Genomic DNA, 13132 nt, shown 5'->3' on the forward strand with positions numbered 1-13132 from the left:
TCCTCCAGTTTGTTTTTTATAACAGTATACTGGAGGAAGGAGTGATTGGATAGATACCTTGTTATTGGGCGGTTACATCCTATCTAGCAACCATTAAAATTCAAAAAGCGAACAAGTTAGTATTCTGATAGTCAGAAAATCTAATCTTGATCGCTTTTTATTCTATATATGATTGAGACAGGCTCTTTTTCAGCCGAGGTTTGCCAATAATTATAAATTTATAATCTCTTCTTCTGGAATTCCGTAGTCTTCTAGCATCTGCAACATCTTCTCGAAGCCCAGTTGAAAATGTTCCAAGACATGTCCGTCGGAGCCCAGAGAATAGCGGTGGCAACCTAGTTCTTTGACCAATTGAAGAGCGTAACGGTACAGTTCTTCGTGGTGATAGAGGTAGATGCTCTTGGCATTGAGTTCAAAGGCTAAATCATGCGCTATCATTTTCTTGAAAATGCGGATGAGCTGAGGCTCAAAAGTCTCTAGTTCTTGAACAGTCACATCAAAGAGGCGGAAACCGTAGTCAAAATGCGCCAAGACGTCAGCTGGAACCCGTCCGACGGCATATTCCAAGCGGTCCAAATAATCGGTCATGACCGCCATCTTGTCCATATCTGCCACTTCTTCGTCTAGATAATCGTTAACTCCGTTGTGATGGACGGATAATAATTTGAGGTCGAAGTCTTTGTCTGCTAAGTAGGCTAGAATATCGGTTTCCCGCGGTTGGAAATAGCCGATTTCAATGCCTTTCTTGATGCGCTTACCATAGTCTTCATTAAGCACAGCAATTTCTTGGGAATAGGCCTCATAATCAGGAATATCATCCTGCTTGCTATAGGGATTGGACAAATCAAAATGCTCCGTCGTCACGATTTCGCCGCTGTAATGCTCAAGATAATCTTGAAATCGCACCTTGGAATCGTAGGAGTGGTGGGTATGCAGGTGATTGTCTCTCATGGTAATTCTCCTTTCTTTCTATTGTAACAAAATCGCTTTTGAGCGACAAGTTCGGAAATCAAGGGAAATGGAATAAAAAAATCTGATAATTCTTGCAATTTATCAAAAATTTGGTAAAATAGTACAAAATATAAAGCGATGAGAGAAACAATCCCAGACCATTCTTCAGAGAGTATCTAGTTGCTGAAAGGATACATCGGTTTGGGCACACATTCTTGAGTGCAATTGCCAACGGTGTTGAACCTAGTAGTGATTGACGTCTGTCTACGTTACGGACTGAAGTCTTTGACTTCCTGAGGGATATACGGCGACGTATGTCTGAATGAAGGTGGAACCACGTGTAAGCGTCCTGAAACAAGGATCTTGCGCGTGTTTTTTTTTATCGTTTGAGAGGTAATGACATGGAAATAAAAGGGCTTAGAAAGATTACACCTTATGTGGCTGGAGCGCAACCACAGGTGGCCAATATGATTAAACTCAATACCAACGAGAATGCCTATGGACCAAGTCCAGCGGTAGTTGCGGCTTTGGCTGACTTTGATGCGACCAACCTGCGTCGTTATTCGAGTCTGGATCAGGCAGAACTTCGTCAGGCCTTGGCTGATCAATACGGTTTGGAGGCAGACCAATTTGTCATTGGCAATGGTTCGGATGACATCTTGTCTATGGCTTTTCTGTCCTTCTTTCAAACGGAGCAACCGATTTTGTTTCCAGATTTGACCTACGGCTTTTACAAGGTCTGGGCTGATTTGTATCAGGTGCCTTTTAAAGAGATACCGCTGGCGGAGGATTTTAGCTGGCGAGTGGCAGATTATCAGAGAGAATGTGGGGGAGTGATTTTGACCAATCCCAATGCTCCGACGGGATGCTTCCAGTCTCTGGGCGATATTGAGGAGGTTCTGAAGGCTAATCCGCAGGTCGTTGTCATCGTTGATGAGGCTTATGTCAATTTCGGCGGGCAGACAGCTATTCCGCTTTTGGACAAATACCCCAATCTCTTCATTACGCGGACCTTCTCCAAGGATGCATCACTAGCGGGTTTGCGTGTCGGATACGGCATAGGTTCCAAGGAGCTGATAGGTGTTATTCAAGCGGTGCGCAATGCCATCAATCCTTACAATGTGGATGCCATTTCGGAAGCTTTGGCTTTGGCTGCGGTCAAGGATTGGGCCTATTATGAAGAAACCTGCCGGAAGATTATGGCAACGCGCGATTGGTTTGCGGAAGAATTGACCAGACTTGGCTTTGACGTTTTGCCGTCAGCAACCAATTTCCTCCTAGTGCGACCATCTCGTGTTAGTGCGGGAGAACTGTTCAAGCACTTGGAAGAGGAGCAGATTTATGTCCGGTATTTTCCAAACCAAGAACGCATAAAAGATAGACTACGCATCTCCATCGGCACACAAGAGGAGATGGAGCAGGTCTTAGCAAGGATAAAGGAAGGGTGCCTATGAACAATCGAACATTGCCACAAGGACTGCACGACAAGCTTTTCAAACGCGCCCGTGCTACTTATGAAATTGAACGGACGGTCAGTGACCTTTTGATAGAGCGCGGTTTTCATCGGATTGAAACGCCGACCTTGGAGCATTTTGAAGTCTTTTCAGATACTGTCGATACCAAGAATTATCACCTTTTTGACAAGAGAGGCCATCTTCTGAGCTTGCGTCCGGATATTACCAGCCAAGTGGCTCGTGTCATTGCCTCAACTCGGGTGCAGACGCCTATTAAATTTTCTTATTCGGGCAAGGTCTTTCGCAGTCAAGAAGCCATGCGGGGCTTGGAAAATGAACGCACTCAAGCCGGAATTGAAATCATTGGCTATCCTGTACAGGAGGCCTATGCTGAAGCCATTTCTAGTGCCAAACAAGCCTTGGAACGTTCGGGGTTGAAAGACTACAAATTTGAGTTTTCGCATGCAGCCATCCTCAAGACGATTTTTCAGCAATTGGAACTAACTTCTGAGGTAGCAAATGATTTGTCCCTCCATATTCGGGATAAAAACATTACCAAGCTCCATGAATTTACCAAGCAGCATCCGAGTGAATTTGATGGTTTCATCAGTCGTTTGCCTTACTTGTTTGGAGAGGTAGAGGCGGTCTTGGCAGAAGCCCGGCAGGTGTCGCAGAATGCGCAATTATTGCAGGCTTTTGACCAATTAGAAGCATTTATCGCCATGGCAGAAATTGATTTGGGGCCTGTCACAGTGGATTTGGCCCAACTTCCGACGGTTCCATACTATACAGGCATGATGTTCAAGGTTTTTGACCAGCAATTGCCAGACGCCTTTTTATCGGGTGGGCGGTATGACAAGCTCTTTGAGCGGTTTGGAGCCAAGGAGCTGACAGCTATCGGTTGGGCCTTGGAAATTGATGCCATTTACCAAGCCATTCGACAGGATTTAGACTATCAAGGAGGGAAGTAAATGGGTGATCAGATTACCATTGCCTTGACCAAGGGGCGGATTGAGAAGGAAACCTTGGCTCTTCTGGAAAAGGCGGGTTTTGATATGTCTTTCATGGCCGATAAGGGGCGGAATTTGATTTTTGAAAGCCCTGATGGGCAGTTTCGCTTTTTACTGGTCAAGGCTCCGGATGTAACGACCTATGTTCGCCACGGAGTGGCAGATATGGGCGTTGTCGGCAAGGATGTCTTGATTGAGCATCCTGCAGGATTTTTGGAAATGCTGGATTTGAACTTTGGCTTGTGTAAATTCTCGGTTGCCTCTGTTCCAACTTACAATCCCAGTGATCACAAGCGGAAGCGGATTGCGACCAAGTATCCAACAGTTGCCCTGGAACATTTTAAGCAAAAGGGCGAGGATGTCGAGATTATTTCTATTCAAGGTAGTGTGGAAATTGCTCCTGTTCTGGGACTGGCCGATGCCATCGTCGATATTGTGGAGACGGGCAATACCTTGGTGGCCAATGGTTTAGTGGTCTTTGAAGATATTTGTCGGATTTCCTCGCGTTTGATTGTCAATAAAGCCAGCATCAAGAATAAGCCTCAAGTGCTATCATTTATCAAGAAATTAGAAGACATTGTCGGAAATGAGGAGGTACCTTTTAGATGAAACGCTTAAGTGGAACAAGTCATGACATTGCGGCCTTGCTCCATCAAGAACAAGTGGCGCTGAATGCAGAAACGGTCTCCGTAGAAGAGACCGTCAAGAAAATCATGGCACGGGTCGCTCGTGAAGGAGATGCAGCTCTGAAAGCCTACAATCTCCAGTTTGACGGGATCGAGCTCGATGACTTAGAAGTCAGTCAAGCGCAAATAGATGCAGCTTTTGAGCAGATTGAACCAGACACTCTCTCAGCCTTAGAAGGTGCCAAAGCCAATATCGCTTCCTACCACCAACAACAGGTGGAAGAGGGTTTTGAGGACCAACCGTCCGAAGGTGTCCTTCGTGGGCAACTCATTCGTCCCCTAGAGCGAGTGGGCGTCTATGTTCCGGGAGGAACAGCCGCCTATCCTTCTTCGGTCTTGATGAATGTCATCCCAGCAAAAATTGCTGGTGTAGAGGAAATCATCATGATTACCCCGCCACAAGAGACCTACAATCCAGCGATTTTGGTGGCGGCAAGATTGGCTGGAGTGGATAAGATTTATCAGGTTGGCGGAGCCCACGGGATTGCCGCGCTAGCTTATGGAACGCAGTCCATTCCCAAGGTGGATAAAATTACCGGTCCGGGCAATATCTATGTTGCAACGGCCAAGAAATTGGTCTATGGCTTGGTTGGAATTGATATGATTGCCGGTCCATCTGAGATTGGCGTTATCGCAGACGAGACGGCAAATCCTGTTTTTGTAGCGGCGGATTTGTTGTCACAGGCGGAGCACGATCGCTTGGCGCGTGCGATTTTGGTGACCAATTCGGAAGTCTTGGCTGAGCAAGTCGAGCTAGAAATCGAACGGCAGCTGCAGACCTTGCCACGTGAAGAAATTGCGCGGGCATCCATTGAGCAGAACGGACGCATTATCGTGACAGACACGGTAGAAGCCATGTTTGACTTGATGAATTTGGTGGCGCCTGAACATTTGGAAATTGCTATGGAAGATGCCTATGATTATCTTCCCTTGGTCAAGCATGCTGGGTCGATTTTCTTGGGTCATTATACCAGTGAGCCGATTGGGGATTATTATGCAGGGACCAATCATGTTCTGCCAACTTCAGGCACCAGCCGTTTTTATTCGGCACTGGGTGTCTATGATTTTATCAAACGAATACAATACACACAATATAGTAAGAAAGCCGTGCAAGAGGCTAGTCAGGCCATTACGAATTTGGCCTATTCAGAAGGGTTGGCTGCCCATGCACGGGCCATTGAGGTGAGAAATGAAGGAAGTTAAGGGATTATTGGTCATGGATGTGGACAGCACCTTGATCATGGAAGAAGGCATTGACCTGCTGGGCGAAGAAGCTGGTCTCGGTCAGCGAGTTGCGGACATTACTGAGCGCGCCATGCGGGGGGAATTGGATTTTGAAGAGGCCTTGCGTGAACGCGTTGGCTTGCTGGCGGGCTTGCCCGAAACGGTTTTGGACCGCATTTTAGGGCGCATTCATTTCACACCGGGAGCAGAAGAATTGGTGGCAGAACTCCACAAGCGTGGCTATAAGGTAGCCGTCGTGTCGGGTGGTTTTCATCAGACGGTCAACGTGTTGGCGGAACGGCTCAATTTGGACTATGTTAAGGCTAATACGCTAGAAATTGTCAACGGAGTTTTGACAGGACGTGTGACCGGGGACATTGTGACCAAGGATGTTAAGGAAACCATGCTCAGAACTTGGGCGGCGGAAAATGGTCTCGACATGCAAGATACGATTGCAGTGGGCGATGGTGCCAACGATCTGCCCATGATTCAGGCAGCTGGTATCGGCATCGCCTTCTGCGCCAAACCCATTGTGCAGGAACAGGCTCCTTATCAAATCAATGAGAAAAATTTGTATCAGGTCATTGAGATTTTGGATAGAGTGAAGAAATAAGAGACAGTATTCACACGTCAGGTACCGATCTGCGAATACAGCTTCTAATATAGTAAAGAAAGAAGAACATCATGAGAACAGCAAGCATTGAACGCAATACCTTTGAAACAAAAATTAAGTTGACGGTTAATTTGGATGTGCAGGATCCGGTTGAGATTGTGACGGGTGTGGGCTTTTTTGACCACATGTTGACCCTTTTTGCCCGCCACAGCCGCATGTCACTAGTTGTCCATGTAGACGGCGATACGTGGGTGGACAGTCATCATACGGTTGAGGATGTCGGGATTGTTCTTGGACAAGCCATCAGGGAAGCTCTGGGCGACAAGGTCGGTATCAATCGTTACGGGACTTCTTTTGTGCCTATGGATGAAACGCTGGGAATGTCTAGTCTGGACTTGTCTGGACGCTCTTATTTGGTCTTTGATGCGACTTTTGACAATCCCAAATTAGGTGATTTTGATACGGAATTGGTCGAAGAATTCTTCCAAGCCTTGGCTTTCAACCTGCAGATGAACCTGCATTTGAAGATTTTACACGGGAAAAATAGTCATCATAAGGCTGAAAGTCTCTTCAAGGCAACAGGTCGAGCTCTTCGCGAGGCCATTACCATCAACCCTGACATTAAGGGTGTCAATTCAACAAAAGGACTCTTGTAATATGATACGAGTGATTGATTATGATGCAGGAAACACAGCCAATGTCCTGCGGGCCTTGGAAAAAATCGGTGTAGCTGCGGAATTGACAGCGGATCCTGAGAAGATTTTGTCGGCTACAGGTTTGATTTTACCGGGAGTCGGTGCCTTTCCGTCGGCTATGGCTGAATTAGAAAAACGCCAACTGCTACCAGCTATTCAGACAGCTGTGGCGGCTGGCAAGCCTTTTTTGGGCATTTGTTTAGGCATGCAGTTGCTCTTAGACCAAGGTTTGGAACACCAGCCGACCAAGGGTTTGGGCCTCATTCCCGGTGTTTGTCGTCCTATTCCAGCTAAAGAGGGCTATCCTGTGCCCCACATGGGCTGGAATCAGTTGGAAGTCAAGCAGAAAAATCCACTGACAGATGGGCTTGATGACCAGTCGGTTTACTTTGTTCACAGTTATTTTACCGATGTAGCGCCTGAATATATCGACGCAACAGCGGATTATAGCAGGGAAATTCCAGCAATGATTTCAAAAGGAAATGTCTTTGGGGCGCAGTTTCACCCTGAAAAATCAGGTCAGGTTGGGCTTGGCATTTTGACAAAGTTTGCGGCATTATGTCAGAAATAGTGAGGGAAGATATGCAGATTTATCCAGCGATTGATATTCGAAATGGGAAGGCAGTGCGTCTCTTTAAAGGAGACTTTAATCAGGAGACCATTGTTAACCCAGATGTATTAGACCAAGCCAAAACATTTGCGGCTGCGGGGATTGGCTTTATTCATGTGGTGGATTTGGACGGTGCTTTAGAGGGACGAGCGACCAATAGGGATTTGATTGCCAGTTTGAAAAGCGAGACCGGTCTCCGCATTCAAGTTGGAGGTGGCGTTCGCACCTTGGACCAGATTGCGGATTATCTGGATGCCGGTATTGACCGTGTCATTATTGGGTCTATGGCTGTTAAAAATCCAGATTTTGTCAAGCAAGCCTTGGAGCGTTTTGGAAGTCAGGCCATTGTCGTGGGTATCGATGCCAAAAATGGCTTTGTCGCAACAGAAGGCTGGCTAGAAACCAGTCAAGTAGATTATCTGAGCTTGGCCAAGGAGATGGAAAAGATTGGTGTGCAGCTTTTTGTCTACACCGATGTGGACCGCGACGGTACCTTGACAGGTCCTAATTTTGACCATTACAGAAAATTGAAGGCGACCTTGACAGAGGCAGATGTCATTGCTTCTGGTGGTATCCATTCCATGAGCGACTTAGTGGAGCTGGCGCAAATCGGTGTTTCTGGAACCATTGTCGGCAAGGCTTATTACAGCGGCAAGGTCAGCTTGGACGAATTGCAGCAATTTGGAGGTTGAACATGTTAGCAAAACGCATTATTCCCTGTCTGGACGTCAAGAACGGTCGGGTAGTCAAGGGGGTCAATTTTGTCAACTTGACGGATGTGGGAGACCCTGTGGACACAGCAAAAGCCTACTACGAGGCAGGCTGTGATGAATTGGTTTTTCTTGATATTACGGCGACGCATGAAGAACGCGAAACGACTGTGGACATGGTGCGGCGCGTGGCAGACCAAGTCTTTATTCCTTTTACCGTTGGCGGTGGCATTCGTTCCGTCGATGATATGAACAAGATGCTCAAGGCAGGGGCTGACAAGGTATCGGTCAATTCATCGGCGGTGGCCAATCCATCCTTGATCAAAGAATGTGCTGAAAAATTCGGCAGCCAATGTGTTGTGGTCGCTATTGATGCGCGCAAGGAGGTAGATGGAACTTGGCATGTCTACGCGGCTGGCGGTCGCAAGGATACCGGTCTAGATTTACTATATTGGGCCAAGAAGGTCGTCGAGCTCGGAGCTGGCGAAATCCTTTTGACCAGCATGGACAAAGACGGGACCAAGTCAGGCTTTGATGTGGACATGCTCAATGCTGTGGCGAGCGTGGTGACGGTTCCCATCATTGCATCGGGTGGCGCTGGTAATACGAACCATATCCTTGAGGTATTTGAACAGACACCGGCGACTGGAGCACTGGCAGCATCCATCTTTCATTATGGCCAAGTCAGTATTGCTGAAACCAAATCAGCTATGCGCCAGAATGGAATTGAGGTGCGATTAAATGATTAGTATTGATTTTGCCAAGCAAGACGGATTGGTGCCTGTGATTGTCACTGACCATGAGACAGGTCTGGTCTTGATGCTGGCTTATATGAATGAAGAATCCTATCAAAAGACCTTGGAAACCAAACAGATGCATTACTGGAGCCGGTCGCGTCAGGAATTGTGGCACAAGGGTGCAACCAGTGGGCATTTTCAGACGGTTAAATCCATCAAAACAGATTGTGACCGCGACACCCTGCTCATTTCCGTCGAGCAAGTAGGGGCTGCCTGCCATACGGGCGCCTATAGTTGCTTTTTTGAAAACATACTCTAAGAAAGGAGCAGATATGCTAGAAACCTTGTACCATGAAGCCCTGAACCGTAAGCGTAATCCAAAAGAAGGGTCCTATACTAACTACTTGTACGGCAAAGGCTTGGATAAAATTCTCAAGAAAGTTGGAGAAGAGGCGACAGAAGTTGTGATTGCCGCCAAAAACGCCGACAAGGAAGAAATTGCCAATGAAACAGCTGATTTGCTCTATCATATGGCTGTTCTGCTGGTGGAAACTGGCGTGAGCTTGGAAGAAATCGAAGCTGTTTTGCAAGCTCGTCAAGGAAAAGTCAGTAAAACCAGCGACCGCCGAGAAATTAGTGACTACTAAAAAAGCTCATCACGAGCTTTTTAGTTTGTGAAAAAATCCGAAAAAAGTATCTACCCCAACAAATCTTCCAGTTCTTCCACCGTTTGGACAATGTGGCTGGCACCAGCAGTTGTCAATTCCTCTCGGTCACCATAGCCATACAGGACACCGATACTGTCGAGCTGGTGTTGCTTGGCACCGATGACATCATGTTTACGGTCACCAATCATGACAGCTTTGCCATTGATTTTTTCCAGTTGGTCCAGCGCATAGGTAATAATCTGCCCCTTCTTGGTGCGCGTATCATCCAAACTTGCACCTGCAATGACTGTAAAATAGCGGTCCAATTCAAAATGGGCCAATATTTGTTTGGCAAAGATTTCTGGTTTTGAAGTGGCTAGGAGGAGTGTTTTCCCTTGCTCTTGCAATTTGCCCAACAATTCCGGAATACCGGGATAGGGATGGTTTTCAAACATTCCCTTGCTGGTAAAATATTCCCGAAAATAATCGACTGCCTGCTGGGTTTCTGCCGCATTCAGTCCATAAAACTGGGCAAACGATTCGTAGAGAGGTGGTCCGATAAAGCGAGACAAGTGACTGGAATTGTCATCAGCAATGCCCATTTTTTCCAAGGCATAGGCAGCCGAATGGATAATGCCGGGACCAGAATCGGTCAATGTTCCGTCTAAGTCGAAGAGAAGCGTTTGGTACATAGGAACCCCCATTTTTATTGGTCCATAAGACAAGTGTTATCCCTGTATATAGTCAGACAATTCCTGATCCTTCAGACCTGCATTTAAGGCAATCAAGAGCTTGATTCTGGCTTTTTGAGCATTCAGCTCCTTGACAAAGAGGATACCTTCTTGCTCTAGTTGGATACCGCCTCCCTGGTAGGCGTAGACAGGCTCGGCAATACCGTTAAAGCAACGAGAAACCAGCACAATCGGAATTCCTGCTGCCAGCAAGCGGTGGATTGCTGGCAAGATAGATGGAGGCAGATTTCCAGCTCCCAGGGCCTCAATCACAAGACCGGAAAGTTTACCAGAGTCTAGAGAATCAAGGAGAATGGTCTCCATATCTGCATAAGCTTTGATGATAGGAATGGTTCCTGCAATTTCTGACAAATCAAAGCGAACACGTGGCTCAGCAGTTTTGAAAAAGAGGATTTCCCGTTTGGTTACAAGCCCCAGAGGACCGTGGGTCGGAGTCTGGAAAGTAGAAACATTTGTCGTATGGGTCTTGGTCACATATTTTGCGGCATGGATTTCATCGTTCATGACCAGCAAAACCCCCTTATCTGCCGCCTTTTCATCTGCGGCGACACGCAGGGCTGTCAGATAATTATAGACACCATCACTACCCAAATCATTGGAAGAGCGCATGGCTCCTGTGATAACAATTGGCTTTTGAGGAATGGCCATGGTATCCAAGAAATAGGCTGTCTCTTCCAAGGTATCGGTGCCATGAGTGATGACAAAGCCGTCAAATTCATCCGCCTGTCGCTTGATTTCTTGGTAGAGCGCCATCATGTGTTCCAATCGAATATGGGGACTTGGCAGGTTCAAAAAATCAACAGACACTACCTGAATAGTGTCCAAGGGAGTAGAAAGACTGGCCATAGGATTGTGGGAACTAGAAGAGACGCTCCCCTGATTGTCGGTCTGCATAGAAATGGTTCCTCCAGTGTGGAGGGCCAGAATTTTTTTCATAAGTTTTCAGTTTCTTTCAAATCTGTGATATACTAATTGTAACATAATTCCAGGGAAGTAGGTGAGCTAGATGGCGGTAAAGGCAGTGTTTTTTGATATTGACGGAACCCTTCTGACCGATAATCGAACAGTCAGCAAATCCACCATCCAGGCCATCAATGCCCTCAAGAAAAATGGCATTTTCGTGGGCTTGGCAACAGGCAGAGACCCCAACTTTGTCCTGAAATACATGGCCGGCCTATCGCTGGATCTGGCCATCACCTACAATGGCCAATATATTTTTTCAAGAGACCAAGTCCACTTTGCCCAAGCCTTGGATAGGGGAATATTGGAGATCTTTCTTGATTTGGTGGAGAGCAATCAGTGGGACTACTCACTTGGGCTGGGGACAGGAGTTGTAGGCAGTGGTATTATGAACGTAGGCACTGGTCACCTGGTCTACAGATTGACACGCATGATACCGAGCGCCTGGGCTGGTGGCATCAACTTCCTGATTAACCGCCTGGTTCGCAAGTTCCGTCCTAAGGATACAGATAAGATTCGTTCCTATCTGGATCAACCGGTTTATCAAGTCTTATTGTTGGCTACTGAGTCAGTGACCCAGCGCCTGGCCCTTCAATTCCCAACTCTTGGTTTTACCAGGTCCAGTGCCTATGCGGCAGATGTCATCAGCAAGGGCAATTCCAAGTTGCAAGGCATCCAAAAATTGGGAGAAATTTATGGCTTTGATATGGAAGAAGTGATGGTTTTTGGGGATTCAAACAATGATTTGGAAATGTTAGCCGGTGTTCAGTATGCCATTGCCATGGGAAATGCTACCCAACAGGCCAAAGGGACGGCGACCTATGTGACAGATACCAATAATAAGGATGGTATTTATAAGGCCTTGGTGCACTTTGGTCTCGTGGAGGAGAAGAATGTTGACTAGTAAGGATGCCAATGTTAATGCTGTTCGTGACTTTCACAAGGCTATGGATGGCACACTTCAGGAAATTCCCCAGGCATTTGATGGGAATACGGCCTTTTACAGGGCTAGTTTCAAGTTGGAGGAGCTGGTCGAATTTTTACAGGCAGCCTCATCGGACCAGGCAGATTTTGACCGTAAGGTCCAGGGCCTGCACCAGCAACTCGACAAGGCAGTGGCAAAAGTTACCAGTAAAGGAAGTCCAGGTCTCTCCTTGGTTGGTCAGGTCGATGCCCTGATGGACTTGCTCTATTTTACTTACGGTTCCTTTGTTTTGGTAGGAGTTGACCCCAAACCCATTTTCGATATTGTCCACCAGGCTAATATGGGTAAGCTTTTTCCGGATGGTAAGGCCCATTACGACCCTGTTTCCCACAAAATATTGAAGCCAGAGGGCTGGGAGGAGCGTTTTGCACCAGAAGGGAAAATTCAAGACGAACTAGACAGACAAAAAGGCAGAAAATCCTAATGCGATTCTCTGCCTTTCAATTTATCTAGATGTTTATAGACTTTTTTCTGGATTGCGCACAATCAAGATGTCAATGTCTGTGTGGCGCATGATGTATTCAGAAGAAGAGCCGATGAGCAGTCGCTCGAAGGTGTTGAGACCAGTCGCTCCCAGTAGCATCAAATCGGCACCAGCCTCTTGTGGAATGTCTGTGGAGAGTAAGGTCTTGGGATTGCCAAACTCAACGATAGTGGCAATGTCTGTCAAGCCTGCATCGGTAGCCCACTTTTTATAATTTCCTAAAAGAGTTTCGGCCTCTTTTTCAAGAGATTCGTAGATGGATGCGTCAAAAGCCACGACATTATGTAGGGCTCTGGTGTCGATGACATGGGCAATGGTCAATTTTGCCTGATTGCGTTTAGCAACTTGAATGGCTTTTTGCAAAGCAACTTCGGCATTTGTTGAACCATCAACAGCAACTAAAATAGATTGATAGGTTTGTGACATGATTCTTACCTCCTTTTAGACAATTTTTGTAAGGGAATATTATACATTTATATTATAAGGTATTTTACAAAAAATGTAAAGTATTTATTGATAGATGGAGAAAAATAATATAGCTAAATTCTCAAAGTAAGTTCTAGTCTGTCTTAAAAACTGGAAATTAGACTGAGACAAGGAAATAAGGTAGAACT

At 46.4% G+C, this 13132-nt stretch carries 15 protein-coding genes and 1 pseudogene; 12 read left to right on the forward strand and 4 right to left on the reverse strand.

Going from position 1 to position 13132, the window contains the following annotated elements; translation table 11 throughout:
- Positions 1–210 precede the first annotated feature (210 nt).
- On the reverse strand, positions 211–951 hold the full coding sequence (locus tag ACHBGV_RS09325) for a PHP domain-containing protein (protein ID WP_257104878.1): 741 nt from the start codon (positions 949–951) through the stop codon (positions 211–213).
- Between the two features lie 401 nt (positions 952–1352).
- On the opposite strand from ACHBGV_RS09325, the gene hisC reads away from it, so the two are divergent.
- The 11 genes from hisC (at position 1353) to hisE (ending at position 9337) form a co-directional block, all read left to right on the forward strand.
- Positions 1353–2405, forward strand: a complete 1053-nt coding sequence (gene hisC / locus ACHBGV_RS09330; RefSeq protein ID WP_394736195.1) for a histidinol-phosphate transaminase — start codon at positions 1353–1355, stop codon at positions 2403–2405.
- Positions 2402–3376: an ATP phosphoribosyltransferase regulatory subunit gene (locus tag ACHBGV_RS09335; RefSeq protein ID WP_394736196.1), complete on the forward strand. Its 975-nt coding sequence runs from the start codon at positions 2402–2404 to the stop codon at positions 3374–3376. Before hisC ends, ACHBGV_RS09335 begins: the two co-directional genes overlap by 4 nt.
- The gene (gene hisG, locus ACHBGV_RS09340; protein WP_105122918.1) at positions 3377–4024 is read left to right on the forward strand and encodes an ATP phosphoribosyltransferase; all 648 of its coding nucleotides are present in this window, start codon (positions 3377–3379) and stop codon (positions 4022–4024) included.
- On the forward strand, positions 4021–5304 hold the full coding sequence (gene hisD / locus ACHBGV_RS09345) for a histidinol dehydrogenase (RefSeq protein WP_394736197.1): 1284 nt from the start codon (positions 4021–4023) through the stop codon (positions 5302–5304). Before hisG ends, hisD begins: the two co-directional genes overlap by 4 nt.
- Complete coding sequence (gene serB, locus ACHBGV_RS09350) at positions 5291–5938, forward strand: phosphoserine phosphatase SerB (RefSeq protein ID WP_172094857.1); 648 nt, start codon at positions 5291–5293, stop codon at positions 5936–5938. The genes hisD and serB overlap by 14 nt, the downstream gene beginning before the upstream one ends.
- A 71-nt stretch (positions 5939–6009) precedes the next feature.
- Positions 6010–6594: an imidazoleglycerol-phosphate dehydratase HisB gene (hisB, locus tag ACHBGV_RS09355; protein ID WP_105111554.1), complete on the forward strand. Its 585-nt coding sequence runs from the start codon at positions 6010–6012 to the stop codon at positions 6592–6594.
- A gap of 1 nt (position 6595) precedes the next feature.
- On the forward strand, positions 6596–7204 hold the full coding sequence (gene hisH, locus ACHBGV_RS09360; RefSeq protein ID WP_105122922.1) for an imidazole glycerol phosphate synthase subunit HisH: 609 nt from the start codon (positions 6596–6598) through the stop codon (positions 7202–7204).
- An 11-nt stretch (positions 7205–7215) separates the two neighbouring features.
- A complete protein-coding gene (gene hisA, locus ACHBGV_RS09365) occupies positions 7216–7935 on the forward strand; it encodes a 1-(5-phosphoribosyl)-5-[(5-phosphoribosylamino)methylideneamino]imidazole-4-carboxamide isomerase (RefSeq protein ID WP_394736198.1) in 720 nt (239 codons plus the stop codon).
- Positions 7936–7937: 2 nt separating this feature from the next.
- Positions 7938–8702: an imidazole glycerol phosphate synthase subunit HisF gene (hisF, locus tag ACHBGV_RS09370; RefSeq protein WP_394736199.1), complete on the forward strand. Its 765-nt coding sequence runs from the start codon at positions 7938–7940 to the stop codon at positions 8700–8702.
- Complete coding sequence (hisI, locus tag ACHBGV_RS09375) at positions 8695–9009, forward strand: phosphoribosyl-AMP cyclohydrolase (RefSeq protein WP_105111558.1); 315 nt, start codon at positions 8695–8697, stop codon at positions 9007–9009. The genes hisF and hisI overlap by 8 nt, the downstream gene beginning before the upstream one ends.
- A gap of 13 nt (positions 9010–9022) precedes the next feature.
- Entirely contained in the window at positions 9023–9337 is a 315-nt protein-coding gene (hisE, locus tag ACHBGV_RS09380) for a phosphoribosyl-ATP diphosphatase (protein WP_105122925.1), read from the forward strand.
- 50 nt (positions 9338–9387) lie between these two features.
- On the opposite strand, the gene ACHBGV_RS09385 is transcribed toward hisE, so the two are convergent.
- Together ACHBGV_RS09385 and ACHBGV_RS09390 are read right to left on the reverse strand one after the other, a co-directional pair.
- Positions 9388–10029 carry an HAD family hydrolase gene (locus ACHBGV_RS09385; protein WP_394736200.1) on the reverse strand — a complete coding sequence of 214 codons (642 nt, stop codon included), beginning with the start codon at positions 10027–10029 and terminating at the stop codon, positions 9388–9390.
- 36 nt (positions 10030–10065) lie between these two features.
- A complete protein-coding gene (locus ACHBGV_RS09390) occupies positions 10066–11025 on the reverse strand; it encodes an asparaginase (protein WP_394736201.1) in 960 nt (319 codons plus the stop codon).
- 70 nt (positions 11026–11095) lie between these two features.
- On the opposite strand from ACHBGV_RS09390, the pseudogene ACHBGV_RS09395 reads away from it, so the two are divergent.
- A pseudogene (locus ACHBGV_RS09395) lies at positions 11096–12458 on the forward strand (Cof-type HAD-IIB family hydrolase).
- A 33-nt stretch (positions 12459–12491) separates the two neighbouring features.
- Here the strand turns inward: ACHBGV_RS09395 and ACHBGV_RS09400 are convergent.
- The gene (locus ACHBGV_RS09400; protein ID WP_105111564.1) at positions 12492–12944 is read right to left on the reverse strand and encodes a universal stress protein; all 453 of its coding nucleotides are present in this window, start codon (positions 12942–12944) and stop codon (positions 12492–12494) included.
- Between the last annotated feature and the right edge of the window lie 188 nt (positions 12945–13132).

The organism is Streptococcus sp. A34 (assembly GCF_043674115.1).
In the GTDB taxonomy this organism is placed as follows: Bacteria; Bacillota; Bacilli; order Lactobacillales; family Streptococcaceae; genus Streptococcus; species Streptococcus suis_V.